This window comes from Blastopirellula retiformator, from assembly GCF_007859755.1.
GTDB classification, from domain to species: Bacteria; Planctomycetota; Planctomycetia; order Pirellulales; family Pirellulaceae; genus Blastopirellula; species Blastopirellula retiformator.
In genome coordinates this window covers 1,482,121-1,497,240 of sequence record NZ_SJPF01000001.1, presented here as the reverse complement: position 1 = coordinate 1,497,240, position 15,120 = coordinate 1,482,121, and the positions used below count along the sequence as shown (strand labels likewise).

Annotated in this window: 18 protein-coding genes; 9 read left to right on the top strand and 9 right to left on the bottom strand. The window is 58.6% G+C overall.

What is annotated here, in order from left to right; translation table 11 throughout:
* The first annotated feature begins 28 nt into the window (after window positions 1-28).
* The 7 genes from Enr8_RS06225 (at window position 29) to Enr8_RS06195 (ending at window position 5,275) form a co-directional block, all read left to right on the top strand.
* Window positions 29-703, top strand: a complete 675-nt coding sequence (locus Enr8_RS06225; protein ID WP_146429712.1) for a DUF5673 domain-containing protein — start codon at window positions 29-31, stop codon at window positions 701-703.
* A 32-nt stretch (window positions 704-735) separates the two neighbouring features.
* Window positions 736-1,434, top strand: coding sequence for a hypothetical protein (locus tag Enr8_RS06220; protein ID WP_146429711.1), 699 nt, complete (start codon window positions 736-738; stop codon window positions 1,432-1,434).
* A gap of 38 nt (window positions 1,435-1,472) precedes the next feature.
* Window positions 1,473-2,060 (top strand): hypothetical protein, encoded by a 588-nt coding sequence (locus Enr8_RS06215; RefSeq protein ID WP_146429710.1) that lies wholly within the window; start codon window positions 1,473-1,475, stop codon window positions 2,058-2,060.
* Window positions 2,061-2,521: 461 nt separating this feature from the next.
* Window positions 2,522-3,448: a sugar phosphate isomerase family gene (locus Enr8_RS06210; RefSeq protein WP_146429709.1), complete on the top strand. Its 927-nt coding sequence runs from the start codon at window positions 2,522-2,524 to the stop codon at window positions 3,446-3,448.
* Window positions 3,449-3,461: 13 nt separating this feature from the next.
* Complete coding sequence (locus tag Enr8_RS06205) at window positions 3,462-4,238, top strand: PIG-L deacetylase family protein (RefSeq protein ID WP_146429708.1); 777 nt, start codon at window positions 3,462-3,464, stop codon at window positions 4,236-4,238.
* Window positions 4,239-4,336: 98 nt separating this feature from the next.
* The gene (locus Enr8_RS06200) at window positions 4,337-4,912 is read left to right on the top strand and encodes a hypothetical protein (RefSeq protein WP_146429707.1); all 576 of its coding nucleotides are present in this window, start codon (window positions 4,337-4,339) and stop codon (window positions 4,910-4,912) included.
* A 12-nt stretch (window positions 4,913-4,924) separates the two neighbouring features.
* A complete protein-coding gene (locus Enr8_RS06195) occupies window positions 4,925-5,275 on the top strand; it encodes an amidohydrolase (protein WP_146429706.1) in 351 nt (116 codons plus the stop codon).
* Between the two features lie 207 nt (window positions 5,276-5,482).
* On the opposite strand, the gene Enr8_RS06190 is transcribed toward Enr8_RS06195, so the two are convergent.
* Complete coding sequence (locus Enr8_RS06190; protein ID WP_146429705.1) at window positions 5,483-6,169, bottom strand: 7-carboxy-7-deazaguanine synthase QueE; 687 nt, start codon at window positions 6,167-6,169, stop codon at window positions 5,483-5,485.
* A 94-nt stretch (window positions 6,170-6,263) separates the two neighbouring features.
* On the opposite strand from Enr8_RS06190, the gene queF reads away from it, so the two are divergent.
* Window positions 6,264-6,635, top strand: coding sequence for a preQ(1) synthase (queF, locus tag Enr8_RS06185; protein ID WP_146429704.1), 372 nt, complete (start codon window positions 6,264-6,266; stop codon window positions 6,633-6,635).
* 66 nt (window positions 6,636-6,701) lie between these two features.
* Here the strand turns inward: queF and Enr8_RS06180 are convergent, their stop codons facing one another.
* Window positions 6,702-7,175 (bottom strand): nucleoside deaminase, encoded by a 474-nt coding sequence (locus tag Enr8_RS06180; protein WP_146429703.1) that lies wholly within the window; start codon window positions 7,173-7,175, stop codon window positions 6,702-6,704.
* 128 nt (window positions 7,176-7,303) lie between these two features.
* Here Enr8_RS06180 and Enr8_RS06175 point away from each other — a divergent pair, with 128 nt between their 5' ends.
* Complete coding sequence (locus Enr8_RS06175; RefSeq protein WP_146429702.1) at window positions 7,304-8,779, top strand: sulfatase family protein; 1,476 nt, start codon at window positions 7,304-7,306, stop codon at window positions 8,777-8,779.
* A 486-nt stretch (window positions 8,780-9,265) separates the two neighbouring features.
* Here the strand turns inward: Enr8_RS06175 and Enr8_RS06170 are convergent, their stop codons facing one another.
* The 7 genes from Enr8_RS06170 to Enr8_RS06140 are packed head-to-tail and all read right to left on the bottom strand — an operon-like array spanning window position 9,266 to window position 15,119.
* Complete coding sequence (locus Enr8_RS06170) at window positions 9,266-9,544, bottom strand: hypothetical protein (RefSeq protein WP_146429701.1); 279 nt, start codon at window positions 9,542-9,544, stop codon at window positions 9,266-9,268.
* Between the two features lie 3 nt (window positions 9,545-9,547).
* Window positions 9,548-10,576 carry an FAD:protein FMN transferase gene (locus Enr8_RS06165; protein ID WP_246119959.1) on the bottom strand — a complete coding sequence of 343 codons (1,029 nt, stop codon included), beginning with the start codon at window positions 10,574-10,576 and terminating at the stop codon, window positions 9,548-9,550.
* Complete coding sequence (nqrF, locus tag Enr8_RS06160) at window positions 10,560-11,783, bottom strand: NADH:ubiquinone reductase (Na(+)-transporting) subunit F (RefSeq protein ID WP_146429700.1); 1,224 nt, start codon at window positions 11,781-11,783, stop codon at window positions 10,560-10,562. Before nqrF ends, Enr8_RS06165 begins: the two co-directional genes overlap by 17 nt.
* 46 nt (window positions 11,784-11,829) lie before the next feature.
* Entirely contained in the window at window positions 11,830-12,441 is a 612-nt protein-coding gene (gene nqrE, locus Enr8_RS06155) for an NADH:ubiquinone reductase (Na(+)-transporting) subunit E (protein WP_146429699.1), read from the bottom strand.
* Between the two features lie 3 nt (window positions 12,442-12,444).
* Entirely contained in the window at window positions 12,445-13,074 is a 630-nt protein-coding gene (locus Enr8_RS06150) for an NADH:ubiquinone reductase (Na(+)-transporting) subunit D (RefSeq protein ID WP_146429698.1), read from the bottom strand.
* Window positions 13,067-13,879 (bottom strand): Na(+)-translocating NADH-quinone reductase subunit C, encoded by an 813-nt coding sequence (locus Enr8_RS06145; RefSeq protein ID WP_146429697.1) that lies wholly within the window; start codon window positions 13,877-13,879, stop codon window positions 13,067-13,069. Before Enr8_RS06145 ends, Enr8_RS06150 begins: the two co-directional genes overlap by 8 nt.
* On the bottom strand, window positions 13,866-15,119 hold the full coding sequence (locus Enr8_RS06140) for an NADH:ubiquinone reductase (Na(+)-transporting) subunit B (protein WP_146429696.1): 1,254 nt from the start codon (window positions 15,117-15,119) through the stop codon (window positions 13,866-13,868). The genes Enr8_RS06145 and Enr8_RS06140 overlap by 14 nt, the downstream gene beginning before the upstream one ends.
* Window position 15,120 lies beyond the last annotated feature (1 nt).

The window sequence follows — 15,120 nt, the reverse complement described above, 5'->3', positions numbered from 1 at the left end:
TGGCGGCGCCAATGCTCGCTGGAACCCCATGTCGACCACCGATTCCCAGCCAATCGACCGCCCATCGCAATTCCAACTTCGCCACGCCGGCGTCATCGTCGTGGTCATGGCGATTACGCTGGCGATTGCGGCGCCCTGGCTGCGGCAATGGACTTTTACCGAATGGCTGGCGATGTTGCGATATTTTGGGTACATGGCGATCGGCGTCGCTATCTATCTGCTGCTGTTTGAACGGCGGCATCTTGCTGTTCGCCGCCAATCGGGGCCCGTTCTCATCAGCATTCGACCTGCAACCGGCAAGTTTCGCGAACTCTTTCACTATTTTCTCGCCGCCTCGATGATCGCGATCGTTTTGGTTTTGGGCCTGATGCAAGTCAAACTGCAACATGCCCCGCCGACCAACCTGTACTTCTGGTTTCTCATGAACTGCCTGATTCCGATCCAAATGTCCTTTAACGCCTGCTCGCAATTTCGGGCTTTCAACCAAACGCGATTGTGCGACAACGGGCTGGTGATCTATAGCTTTATGTTCATCCCCTGGGAGCAGCTGCAGCGATGGAACTGGGGATCCGTTGACCCGAACAAGCTGCTGTTCTATTCCAAAAACATGCAGGTCGCCACGATTCAAGTTTCCCGCGATCAGCGCGACGAGATCGATGCGATCTTGCGCGTCAAAACCGCCAGCAATGACGCCAAAGACTAAACTGCTCGAAAGCCGCAGCAGACAGCCCAGCGATGTCCACCTCGCCCCAGCCGCCCAACGAAAAGCCGCCGCAATTTGATCTCGGCTGTCTCTTGGCGGTGATCGCGATTCTCTGCGGCGCCTTCACGCTGGTCGCTCCGTTTGTGATCGATTTCAATCGCAACCATTGGTTAGTCATCGGTGCGGTCAGCGGCGGTGGCTTTCTGGGAATCGCCGTTGGCGTCTTGATTACGTATTACCCTCGCTATTTGGTTTGCAAACGATCAGGCGATTTGCTGCTTGAGCTGCCGGCCAACGCTGCCGCAGCTGGCTGGGCAGCGTCTGGCGTCGGCTGCGAAGGCGTACTGATGCTGATCTTTGGCGTTCCCATCGCGTTGAGCTCATTCTGGTTTCAAACGCCAACGTACCAGCAGTTTCCGCTCGGGCTTCAGCACTTGCTGCCGATCACCGGCGTCGCCGCCGCCATCACCGCGATCGGCATCATGGCGACAGCGGCCAACCCTAAGCCGCAGCTGCGGGAAAAGGGCCTGTTGATCGAACTGTCGCTAACCCCGTGGGAAAAACTGACGACCGCCCGCTGGAGCACGCTTCATCCTGACGTCTTGCGAATCGGCTCATACGGCGTGAACGAATTGAAGGTACCGGCCGAAGATCGGGATCAGGTCGAAGCGATCTTGCGTGAGCGCTGCCCGAAACTGTTTGCCGCGGGAGAAGAGTCGGCGGTAGACTAGCAACCATCGCTTTCCCTAAATCCACCGCATCTCGCCTCATGTCGACGCACGAAGAAACGCCGGAGACCGGACCACAATTTAAAATTGCGCATCTGCTAGGCGCGATGTTGATCGTGGCGGTCGTCGCCGGGATTATGGCGCCGCTGGCTCGCGGGTTTGGTCAGGACGAGTGGACGCTGATCGTTTCGGCGCTGGTGAGCCTAGGGATCGGCTTCGTCATTTTTGGCGCGGCGGTGCTGGCGCCCCGCTATTTCGCGCACCGCCGCAGCGGCGCGTTGTTGCTCAACCTCAACAACAAAGTCGCCTGGAGCACCTCGATCGCGGCGCTGCGGCTCAGCTTTTTTGGTTGGGTGTTCGCTTGCCTGGTAGAGTTTTCCGGCCTGTGGGGGCGCAGCCTGCCAACGGTGTACGCCCCCTTCTCCTTCTCCGAGCTCGGGCAGATGGGACTCCTGTTCATCGTCACCGCAATGGTCTTCGGTTACGGCGTTTCCCCGTTCCCGCATCCCCAGCTCCGCGAGCACGGCATCCTCTGGGGGGCCTATTTCAGTCCCTGGGAAAAGCTGACGACCGTTCGCTGGAGTCGTCGCGACCCAACCATGCTGGAAATCGGCGAGTCCATTCTGTAGGAGTTCCCGGTCGAATGGGAAAGACGCGATCAGGTCGTCGCGATCTTAAAAAAGTATTGCCTGGAATTCATTGACGAACCACATCACTAGTTCGCGAACAGGAGTAAGCCTGCGCTGATGTCCGCTTCCGAATCGCCACCGCTCAAGCACGGCCCGCAGTTGTGCGAAAACGGATTATTGTGGAACGTCTTTGTCGTCCCCTGGCAACGGCTGAAGGTCATTCGACGAGGATTGTTTGATCCGCTCTACCTGCAGATAAGTTGCTATGGAATACGTAAGATAATCCGCGTTCGCGCCGATCAACGCGAGCAAGTCGAAACCATCTTGCGCACACACGCGACAGGTTTTATACAATCCCCTAAGACTTCGCATTCCAAAGATTGACACCCGCGCGTCGCGGCGACACAATCGGGCGACTCGCCCCGCTAACCTTCCCTTGATTTCGCAAAGAGAATTTCGCCATGCGACCGCGCAGCATTCTGGCTCCCGAGTGGTGGGACTTTACGACGCTGGACCGTGAGATTTTGGACGACGCCGCTCGGCTGACGATGGAAGACCTCGAAGGCTTCTCCCGCGAAGGCTTCGAGGTGCGGATGTACGACACGCTCGAAGATTTCTACCTGGCCGAAGCGCTCGAATACATCACCGCCTGGAAGCAGGCGACCGCCGACAACCCGTGCGGCATCTGCGGCCCGATCGGCCCGACCGAACAACTGCCGCTGGTCGCTCGGTTGGTCAACGAGTTGGAACTCGACCTGAAGCACGCACACTTCTGGGGCATGGACGAATGGGTGATCGACGGCAAGGAAGTGCCGTTTGAGTTTCCGCTCGGTTTCGCCAAAGCCGATACCGACATGCTGTTCAGCAAGATCAAACCCGAGCTGCGCATGCCGCAGGAAAACATTCACTTTCCCAAGGCGGACGTCAGCGAGTACGTCGCGTCATGGGATGCGGCCCGCTGTTTGGTGATGCAGGGGGGCCAAGGGGATGTGAAGCACTGGGCCTTCAACGATCCCTTCCCGCGAACCGGCGATTATGTTGACGCTCCCCCTTCGCCGGAAGAATTCTGTCAGCTCTGCACCCGCGTCGTCGATCTGCACCCGGTCACGGTGATGCAAAACGCTCGGACCAGCGGCGGCGGCGTGGTGACCGAAGTGCCGACCTCGGCCGTAACGGTCGGGCCGAAAGAAACCTGGAAGTCGGAATGCGTTTCGATCTGGCAGGCCGGCACGCATGACAATCCGTTTGGTCAACGCTTGACGGCGCTGATGATCGCGAAGAAGATTCCGGACTCGGCCGTGCCGATGTCGCTGTTGGCCGATCACCCCAACGTCCGCTTCAATTATTTCCGCGGCGGTTTGGGAACCTGCACTGTTTCGATGCACTAATCTAGATTTGCGAATGACCCGTTCCGTCTTGGCCATCGCGGCCCATCCTGACGATATCGAGTTTCTGATAGCGGGCGCCTTACTAGCGCTCGCCGAGGCTGGATACGAGCTGCACTATTGGAATATCGCCGATGGCTGCTGCGGCAGTATGGTGACCGATCGTGAGACGACCGCCCGCATTCGCCTGGGCGAAGCGGAGGCTGCCGCGGCGTCGATCGGCGCGACCTTCCACGCGCCGCTCTGCGCCGATCTGGAGGTCTTCTACAACCTTGATCTGTTGGCGAAAGTGACGTCGGTCATTCGTAGCATCGAGCCCGAGATCATCCTGACACACGCCCCCAGCGACTACATGGAAGACCACATGCAGGTCGCCCGGTTGGCGGTAACCGGAGCGTTTTGCCGCGGCATGCCGAACTTTGCCGTCGATCCGCCACAAGCGATCACCGGGCAGAAGGTGACGGTCTATCACGCCCAGCCGTATCAAAACCGCGACCCGCTTGGCAAACTGGTTTTGCCAGAGCTGTTTGTCGATACGACCGACCTGGTCGAGCGGAAGGTCGAGATGCTGGCCTGCCATAAGAGCCAGAAGGAGTGGCTCGATCAAAGCCAAGGAATGGGTTCGTATCTTGAGGCGCTCCGCGACATGGATCGCCAGGTCGGCGCACTGAGCGAGCAGTTCCAGTTCGCCGAAGGCTACCGCCGCCATCTCTATGCTGGCTTCTGCGATAAAGAGGATGACCCGCTCGCAAAGGCATTGGCCGGTCGCGTGCTGCGTAATCCAGCTTACTGAGTGGGTCGATTCCGCTCGCCCTGCCCTTCCCAAGATGCGGCTGTTACAATAGCGTGAATAGTCGTTGTAACAATTAAATGGGGTTCTGGGAGCCGAAAATGGAAAGTATCGAGAAGTTGGCGTTCATGCTGTGTGGCGTCGCCCTGACGGCCGTTTGCTGGGGTTCGTACGGCGCGGTGCTGCATGAAGGCCAGGCACGACTCGGCGGCTCGTTCAAACCGCTGATGTGCGTCGGCTTCGCCTACTTTGTCGTTGCGATCCTGATCCCCGGCGCCATCCTCGCCTCGCAAGGCAAACTGTGGCAAGGCTGGAGCTTTTCCGGCATCAGCTGGAGCAGCGCCGCCGGCGTCTGCGGCACCTTGGGCGCTTTGGGAATCGTGCTGGCCTTTAGCGCCGGCAGCAGCCTGTCGAAGCCGTGGATCGTGATGCCGCTGGTCTTTGGATCGGCCCCGATCATCATCACGATTATCTCGATGACGTCGAAAAGCCTGTGGGGACAAGCCAGCCCGCTCTACTACACCGGCTTGATCATGATCGTCGTCGGCGCCGTCGTGCTGCTCTTCTTCGCCCCGCGCGGTAAACCAGCGCACGCCGCCGACCATGGCAAAGCCGCCGCTGCCGCCCCCGAAAAGCCGGCCGCTGAAGATACGCCGACCACGGACGCCGCCCACTAAGCGAAGATGACGATGAACGACGACAGCACCGATCAACGCCGCATGGAGGCGATCGACGCCCAACTCGCGCATCTTTGGATGGTCCGCACGTTTCTCAAGCACGCCGAAGAAACGGAAGAGGACGACGAACTGCAAGACGTGGCGCGAGCATTGTACGACTACATGCTCGCGCTCGGCGGCCCGCTGGAAAGCGGCGATCCAACCGCCTATCTGAAACAGGCGAAGAAGAAGTTCGCCAAACTCCGCCGCGCCAGCGAGTTGTTCCAAGAGATCCAGCCCGAGATCTCGGACCACACCAACTTCAAAATGGCCGCCGCCAGTTGCAAGACGGTGATCGCGGAGCTGGAACGGTTGTTGGCCTAGCTAGATTCGTGGTTAGCCCAGAAAGCTCCGCTTCCTGGGCCGACGAAGTCGGCAGGAGGCATCGGTCCGCGGCCGACGACAAGCGGCAATCGCTCTAACCGAAACGGTGTGGCCTACACTCGCGTTTCTTCCATCGGCGAATCGATGCCTCTTGCGGCTGCGCCGCCCAGAAAGCGAAGCTTTCCGGGCTAACCGGCGAGCATACCGCTACGTCCCGCGAACCGCGCCGTACCATTCGATCTGCCGTCGCGGGCCGAACTGCAACTGGTGCTGATCGCACCAAGGCTGTAGCCACTTGCCGGTCGTTTCCAGTTCGCACTGCTCGGCGCCTTGCGGCATCATAAAGACGCTGGTCCGGTCGATCTGCGGGAATCGCTCCAGGTACCGCAGCGCCTCTTCGGCGTCGGCCGGGCGATCGATTACAAACTTGAACTGATACGCGTGCTCTTCCGTCAAGCGGCGGATCACATCGGGCGCCGTGCGGGTTTGCTCGTGGCGACGATGCCAGCGCGGATAGTCGTCCATCGCCGGGGCCGAATTCGACATCTTCGGGCTGATCGACATCAAGTCGCAGGCCAGCGGCAGGTAGAGCGTGCCGGCGGTTTCGATCGTGATGTGACGACCGGCGGCATGAATCCCCTCGCATAGTGGGATCATTTCGGCGAACAACATCGGCTCGCCCCCGGTCAAAACGACGTGGCTACAATCAAGCAGGGCGATCCGCCCCAGAATTTCGGCGACCGACAGATCTTCCCCTTCGGGCCGCCACGACGCGTGCGGAGTGTCGCAAAACCAGCAGCGAAGATTGCAGCCCGAGGCGCGTACGAAGGTGCTGGTGACTCCGGTGAGAGCCCCTTCCCCTTGGACGGAACGATAGATTTCGGCGATACGCACGCGTAGGAACTGCCGCTAAAAGGACCATGCCCCGCTTTTCGCGGCGGGGCCATTAAGCCAAAATACCAGTTTACCGAGTAGGAGTGACGCGCACATGGCGACTCAGTTTCGCGATATTCTAGAAACTTTCGAAAATCAGAACCCGGGCCGCGATTACAACATCGAAATCGTCTGCCCCGAATTTACGTCGGTTTGCCCCAAAACGGGCCAGCCTGACTTCGGTACGCTGATCTTCAACTATATTCCCGAAGAGAAGTGCGTCGAGCTGAAAAGCCTGAAGATGTACCTCCAGGCCTTCCGCAACGAGGGAATCTTCTACGAAAACGTCACCAATCGCATCCTCGACGATCTAGTCGCCGTCCTCTCGCCCCGCTGGATGCACCTGGAAGCTCGCTTCACGCCGCGCGGCGGCATCAGCACCAACGTCACGGTCGAGCACTACGTCGAAACGCCCGACGACGAGTAAGCTATTAGGGGTTAGCCCAGAAAGCTCCGCTTTCTGGGCTAACCGGTTGGTATCGTGCGCGACCACCTAATAAGAAATCGCTGAGCCGCTGCTTTTCCACAGGGCGAACAATTCGCGGCAGGCCGCCCGCTCGACGTCGGCGATCAGCTTCGTCTCGCTCCCACCAACTTCGTAGAGCTGACCTGCGGGCATCCGTAGTTCATTGAAGCCCGCCTCGGCGGCGTCTTCGATTGTCGCGCCGAAGTAAACCTCGCCGGCCCGCGACCAATGAATCGCCGCCGCACACATCGGGCAGGGCTCACAGGTGGTCGCGACCTGGGCGCCTTCCAGCAAAATTTCTCCCACGTTCTGACAAGCGACCCGCAGCGCGGTGACTTCGGCGTGGGCGGTCACATCGGTCGTTTGCAGCACAATATTGTGTGACACGGCGACCACTTTGCCCTCCAGCGCGATCGCGCATCCAAACGGCGACTGGCCGGCGGCGATCCCCTCTTTGGCTTTGTTAATGGCCAATTTCATTAGTTCTGTGGGCGAAATCATGGGCGGTTTTCGTAACTAAATCGCAAGAAGTGGGAGGACGATGCTGACTAAAATAGATTAGATCGCCAAATTTTGGTCGACACCAACATTGTCTCCGCCTTTCCCCCCTTCCGCTAGTAATGAACCTCATGCATCGACTGAGAAATCTTGCCCTGGCCGCGCTGCTGGTCAGTTTGGTCTCGCCGCCGGCGCTGGCCGCCAAGCCGAAAAATATCGTCCTGATCTACGCCGACGACATCGGGTACGGCGACTTCAGCTGCTATGGCGCCAAAACGTTCTCGACTCCCAATGTCGACCGGATCGCCAAAGAAGGGCTGCAGTTTACCGATGGGCACTGCGGTTCAGCCACCTGCACGCCGTCGCGCTACTCGCTGCTGACCGGGCGCTACGCCTGGCGGCAAAAAGGGACCGGCATTCTGCCGGGCGACGCGTCGCTGATCATCCCGACCGACGAAGTGACGCTGCCGTCGATGCTGCGTGATGCCGGCTACAAGACCGGCGTCGTCGGCAAATGGCACCTGGGTTTAGGCAACGGCAACGTCAACTGGAACGAAAAGATCGCTCCGGGTCCGCTCGAGTGCGGGTTCGACTACTCGTTCCTGATTCCGGCGACCGGCGATCGCGTCCCGTGCGTCTACGTCGAAAATCATCATGTCGTCGGGCTCGATCCCAACGATCCAATCGAGATCAGCTACCGCGATCCGATCGGCGACGAACCGACCGGCAAAGAGAACCCCGACCTGCTGAAGATGAAGCTGACGCACGGTCATGACAAGACGATCGTCAACGGCATCAGCCGCATCGGCTACATGAGCGGCGGCAAGTCGGCTCGCTGGGTCGACGAAGACATGGCCGACGACATCACCGAAAAGGCGGTCGCATTTATCGACGACAACGCCGATCAGCCCTTCTTCCTATATTTCTCGACGCACGACATCCACGTTCCCCGCGTTCCCCATCCTCGATTCGTCGGCAAGAGCGGCCACGGTCCTCGCGGCGATGCGATCCTGCAGTTCGACTGGTGCGTCGGCCAAATCCTGGACGCCCTCGATCGTCACAAGCTGACCGACGACACGCTGCTGATCTTGTCGAGCGACAACGGCCCGGTGCTGGACGACGGTTACGTCGATCAGGCGGTCGAACTGCTCGGCGAACACAAGCCGGCCGGTCCTTATCGTGGCGGCAAGTACAGCAGCTACGAAGGAGGCACCCGGGTGCCGACCATCGTCCGCTGGCCCGCCGAAGTGAAGCCGGGCGAGTCGGACGCGCTCGTCTGCCAGATCGACTTTCTGACCTCGCTGGCCAAGCTAACCGGTCAGACGCTCCCCAACGAAGCCGCGCCCGATAGCCTGGACGTTTCCGAAGCGCTGTTCGGCGAATCGAAGATCGGCCGCGACGAGCTGGTCGAACATGCCCGCTCTTTAGGACTTCGCAGCGGAGACTGGAAGTACATCGAAGCGAAGGGCAAGAACAAACCGCAACTCTACAATCTCTCCAAAGACATCGGCGAAGAACAGAACCTCGCCAACTCGTCGCCGGAGAAGCTGAAAGAAATGCAACTGCAGCTAGAAGCGATCCGCCAAGCCGGCCGCACCCGCGAGTAGGCGCGAAAGCGGAAAACGGAACAAACAGTAGCCCGACGCGCGAGCGAGGGAAATGCGGCACCATTTAAGGGCGGTTTCTCACCCCAGAGAAGCCGCCCTTTTTCATGCGCGATTCGCCCCGAAAAACTTGCTTGACAAAGCGCACGGAATTTTGGTCGATTGCGATTGGCAAAAAGAACGGAGCGTGAGGTCGATCTAGCAAGTCGAACCAAGCCAAACGCGTTACGCGCTCCAAGGCGTCGGCGCTCTCCGTACGCGCTGGCATTCACGATCAACATAAGGAGCGATCCGCCGGACCCAAAAAATGAAAACGGTCCAGTCCAGTCCTCAGCCCCAAGGGGGCGAACTAACCGAGCGAAAGTACCACCGCAAAAAAATGAAACGGTTCGGTCCAGTCCAGTCCCCACTCTCGCCAACGCGGTCAGGTCGCTTTTTCGCAGTTCGTCATTCGGGCTTCGACATTCGACATTTCCGCCGCAGGGCGGATTACGAGTGAACGGCCGTTTCGTCGTTTTCAGCCGGGTGCTCGTCGCAGTGCTCCGCTTCGTGACGCGGGCCCTTGCCGGTGCAGTCGGGCTTGGGGTTGGTGCAGGCGTCGCAGATCGGGTTGCCGACCGAGTCCTTGAAATTGTTCAGGCCGCCACAGCTTCCTTTGATGCTGCGGTTGCTGATGATGACTCCGATAGCCATTCCGGCAAGTGCGATGGCGAAGACGCCCACGGCGATCAAGATGGTGAGCAGCGTACCATATAAGGCGACAAACACAGTTCAATCTCCAGAATTAGGCCACAACGACGTTCGACGGACGACCGGCCCATCCTTGCCCCGGATCAAAAACAACACGGCCAACTCTTGCTCTTCCGCCCAATTGTATCCCTGGTCCGGTCCCAAGACCATGAGCGTCGTCGCCAACGCGTCGGACGAAGCGCAGTCGGCGTGCAGGACGCTGACCGACGCGAGCGTATGCGCCAGCGGTTTGCCCGTTTTCGGATCGATCGTATGTGAGAAGGTTTGGCCGTTGGCCTCAAAAAATTTGCGATAATCGCCCGACGTGGCGAGCGACAACTGCGACAGTTCGACAATTTCCTGGATCGAGCGGGCGCCGGGGATCGGCTTTTCGATCGCAATTCGCCAGGGAGCGCCATTCGGCTTCGTTCCGCCGGCACGGACTTCGCCGCCGATTTCGACCATAAAAGACCGACGGTTCAGTTCCAACAACAACTCGGCGATCTTGTCGACGCCATACCCTTTGGCGATCGCCGAGAGATCGACATAGAGGCCGTCGACCGACTTTTTCAGAGCCGGCGGATCGAGACGCACCTCGAGCTTGTCATCGCCGATGTTGGCCAGGGCCGCGGCGATGGCCTCATCGCTGGGGATTTTCTCCGGATGATGATCAGGGCCGAAGTTCCAGAGATTGACCATTGGGCCGACCGTCACGTCAAACGCGCCGTCGCTGTCGTGGTTGATTTGCTTGGCGAGCGAGACCACTTCAGCCAGCTCGGTGGAGACAGGAAACCAATCGCCAGCTTTGCTTTGATTGAAGCGAGAGAGCTCCGAATCAGGAATGTAGGTCGACATCTGCTGGTTGATTTCGACCAGCCGCCTATCGATCTCTTGCTGCAGACCTGTCGGATCAAAATCATTCGTCGGAGGAAAGAACTTGACCGAGTACGTGGTCCCCATCGTCCGCCCCGAGATTTCGATCTGGGCGGGTGGCTGCAGACATCCGACCGCCAGGAGCAGCAAAGCGGCTCCCAGGGTCAGTTTCAGATTTCGCTTAGCCGCCGAAGTCATCGTAGGCGATATTCTCTGGCGGAACGCCGAGGTCGTCGAGCATCTTGAAGACCGCTTGATTCATCATCGGCGGACCGCACAAGTAGTACTCGACGTCTTCCGGCGCCGGATGGTTCTGCAAATACTCTTCCAGGAGCACCTGGTGAATGAAACCTTTGAGCCCGGTCCAGTTGTCTTCCGGCATTGCGTCGGAGAGGGCGATATTGAATTTGAAGTTTGGGAACTCCTTTTCAATGTCGCGGAACTCGTCGACATAGAACAGTTCGCGAAGGCTACGACCACCGTACCAGTACGAGACTTTGCGGTTGGTCTTGCGTTCTTTGAACAGCTCAAAGATGTGACTGCGAAGCGGGGCCATACCGGCGCCACCGCCGATGTAGACCATTTCGGACTCGCTGTCCTTGATGAAGAACTCGCCGTACGGACCAGAGATCGTGACCTTGTCGCCCGGCTGCTTGCTGAAGATGTAGCTGGACGCTTTACCAGGCGGGGTACCTTCCGGAGCCCGCGGCGGCGGCGACGCGATACGGACGTTGAGCATGATGATGCCCTTTTCGCCCGGGTAGTTCGCCATCGAGTAAGCGCGAATGACCGGTTCGTCCACCTTCGACACATAGCGCCAAATGTTGAACTTGTCCCAGTCTTCGTGGTACTCGGGCTGAACGACGAAGTCTTTGTAGGCGACTTCGTGCTCGGGGATTTCAATCTGGATGTAACCGCCAGCCTTGAAATCGACCTCTTCCCCTTCGGGAAGCTTGAGCTTGAATTCTTTGATGAAGGTCGCGACGTTGTCGTTGGAGATGACCTCGCATTCCCACTTCTTCGTTTCGAAGGCTTCGGCGGGAACCTCGATGTTCATGTCCTGCTTAACCGCGACCTGGCACGACAACCGATACCCTTCGCGGGCCTGCTGGTTGTTGATGTGCGACTTTTCGGTCGGCAGAATGTCGCCGCCCCCAGCGAGAACCTTCACCTTGCACTGGGCGCAAGTGCCGCCGCCGCCACATGCGGAGGAGACGAAGATCCCTTCGTCGGCCAGCGCGTTGAGCAGCTTGCCGCCCGCGGGGACATGGACTTCTTTTTGTTCGTTAATCACGAGTTTCACGTCGCCTGCAGCGACAAGAACCGACTTGGCGGCAAGAATAATCGCCACCAAGAGGAGCACGATGATCGTGAACATCGCGACGCCGACGAGGATCGGTAACATATTGGCTCGTCCTTCTGGCTACCAAAACTTGGTTTGTTTTCGGGGATTACAGCATGCCGCCGAACGACATGAACGCCAGGGACATCAGCCCAGCGGTAATAAACGTAATGCCGAGGCCCTTCAGCCCATCCGGCACGTCGCTGTATTTCAGCTTTTCGCGAACGCCTGCCAACAGCACGATCGCCAAGGCCCAGCCGACACCGGCCGAAAAGCCGTAGACGCAGCTTTTGCCAAAGTCGTAGTCGCGTTCGACCATGAAGAGCGAACCGCCCAAAATCGCGCAGTTCACCGTGATCAACGGCAGGAAGATCCCGAGCGCCGTATACAACGGCGGGAAGTAACGGTCGAGCGCCATTTCCAGAATCTGCACGATCGCCGCAATCACGCCGATGTAGATGATCAAACCCAAAAAAGTCAGGTCGGTATCCGCCAGGTCGGAGCTAATCCAGGCCAGCGAACCCTTCTTCAGCAGTTGGGTGTAGATCAAGTTGTTGACCGGGATCGTGATCGTCATCACCGCAATCACCGCGGCGCCCAGACCAATCGCGGTCTTCACGTTCTTGGAGACGGCGAGGAACGTACACATCCCCAGGAAGAAGGCGAGCGCCAGGTTTTCGCTGAAGATCGCTTTCAGTGCAATATTGACGTATTCGTCCATGGTTTAGCCCTCCATCTCCACCTGGTCGGGACGGAACGTCCGCAGCACCCAGATGATCATACCGATAAGGAAGAAAGCGCTCGGCGCCAACAGCATCAGGCCGTTCGGCGTGTACCAGCCTCCGTCAGAAGCGGGCTGCAAAATCGTGAAGCCGAGCAACGTACCGGAACCGAACAACTCGCGGAAGAACGCCACGACAATCAGGATCATGCTATAGCCGAGTCCGTTGCCGATGCCGTCCAGAAAGCTCATGCCGGGCTCATGCTTCATCGCATACGCTTCGGCGCGGCCCATCACGATACAGTTTGTAATAATCAAACCGACGAAGACCGACATTTCTTTGGCGACGCTATACGCGTACGCCCGCAGAACTTGGTCGACGATGATCACCAGCGACGCGATGATCGTCATCTGGACGATAATGCGGATGTTGCTGGGGATGAACTTACGAACCAGGCTGACGCTAAGGTTCGAGAAGCCGGTCACGATGGTCACGGCCAGGCACATGATCAAGGCTTTGTCCATTTTGGACGTCACCGCCAAGGCCGAACAAATGCCGAGCACCTGCAAGGCGATCGGATTGTTGGTGAACATCGGCGCCAGCAGAACGTCTTTTGCGGTCTCTTTAGCCATTGAACTCTCCCTTTCGCACCTTTTCCAGGAACGGGCCAAAGCCGCCTGGACCGAGCCAGTAACGAATCATCGTGTTTACGCCTTTAGTAGTAATCGTGGCGCCCGAGAGGCCGTCGATGACCGAACCCAAACCGTCGTTTGCGGAACCTGCTTTAACGACCGAGACCACGACCGTGCCGTCGTCGTCAATCGCCTTGGTGTCTTCCCATTGGGCCTTCCACATTTCGTTGTCGACTTCGCCGCCGAGGCCCGGAGTTTCGCCATGCTCGTAATAGGTGAGGCCAGCGATCGTTTCGGTATCGCTTTTCAAAGCGACATAGCCGTACATCGTCGACCACAGCCCCTTGCCGTAGAACGGCAGGACGATGGTGGCCAACTTGTCGTCTTCCTCAATCAGGTAGACGAACGAGTACTTTTCCCGCTTGGGCAAATCGCCAAGACGTTCGTCTTTGGGGGCGTCCTTCGGAATCTCCTCCGACATCCCTTCTTTCCCCAGCGACTCTTTCTGATTGAAAGTCTTGATGTCGACCGGAGGATTCTCGATGTTATCGACCCGCTCGCCGGTGTCGAGATCGATGATGATCTTCTTCACTTTCGAATCGAAGGCCTTAGCGACGTCGTCGTTGGTCGCATCTTTGTCAATCAATTGGGCCGCCAACAGAATGTTCCGCTGACGATCCAGCTCCTTGTTTTCTTCCTGCTTGCTCTTCAGTCCGACAGCAACGCTGGAGACCAGAACCGAGCAAACGATGCAGAGGACGGCGGCCACAAGGAATGTTCCGCCAACGCTATCACGAAACTGCATAGCGAGCCATCCTTCTGTTAATGTTTCCTTGAATCACGAAGTAGTCGATCAGCGGCGCCGTCATGTTGCCGAATAGAATGGCGAGCATGATCCCTTCGGGGAAGGCCGGGTTGATGCCGCGAATCAAAATCGTCAGCACGCCAACCAGGATCCCGTAGAACCACTTTCCTTTTTCAGTCATCGCAGCTGATACCGGGTCGGTCACCATGAACACGCAACCAAACGCAAAGCCGCCAACCACCAGATGCCACCATGGCGGCAAGGCGAACAGGGCCGAGGTTTCGAGCCCGGTCAGGCTGGCCAAGTAGAACGCACCGGAAGTTCCCACGGCGCCCAGCACGGTCGCCGCCATGATCTTCCACGAACCGACGCCGGTCAGGATCAGAAACGCGGCGCCCAGCAAACAAGCCAGAGCCGAGGTCTCGCCCATGGAACCGGTGATTGTGCCGAGGAACGCGTCCATCCAGGAAATGCCATGACCGTCAACCGATTGCAGCACCGTCCCCAACGCGACGTCGGCCTTGTCTTTGTTTTCGGCCAAGGCGCCCAAGGTGGTGGCGCCGCTGAATCCATCGGCGGCGACCCAGACGTTACCGGTGATCTGGTTCGGGTAGGCGAAGTACAGGAACGCACGAGCGGTCAAAGCCGGGTTCAGGAAGTTCTTGCCGGTACCGCCGAACACTTCCTTACCGATCAACACGCCGAAGGCGATACCGAGTGCGACTTGCCAAAGCGGAATCGTCGGCGGCAAGGTGAGTGGAAAGAGCATCCCGGTCACCAGGAAGCCTTCATTCACTTCGTGACCGCGAATGATCCCGAAGGTGACTTCGATGATACCGCCGACGGTCATCGTAACGATGTACACCGGCAGGAAGTAAATGGCGCCCAGGATGATGTTGGCCAGAAAGCTGTTCGGATCGTGGGTCATGCCCAACGACGTAAAGACGCTTTCTTGCCAGCTTTCGATCGCGGTCCCCGCTTCAGCGTGAATCGCCGAGTTGGCCTGATAGCCGGTGTTCCACATCGCCATCAGGATGCACGGCGTCAAAGCGATGACGACGAACACCATCATGCGCTTCAGGTCGAGACCGTCGCGAACGTGGGTCGAGCCGTGCGTCACTTCACCCGGCGTAAACAGAAACGTATCGCCCGCTTCGTACAGCGGGTAAAGCCGTTCGAATTTGCCCCCCTCCTCAAACATGGGAGCGGCGCTATCGAGCATCTTGCGTAAAAACTTCATG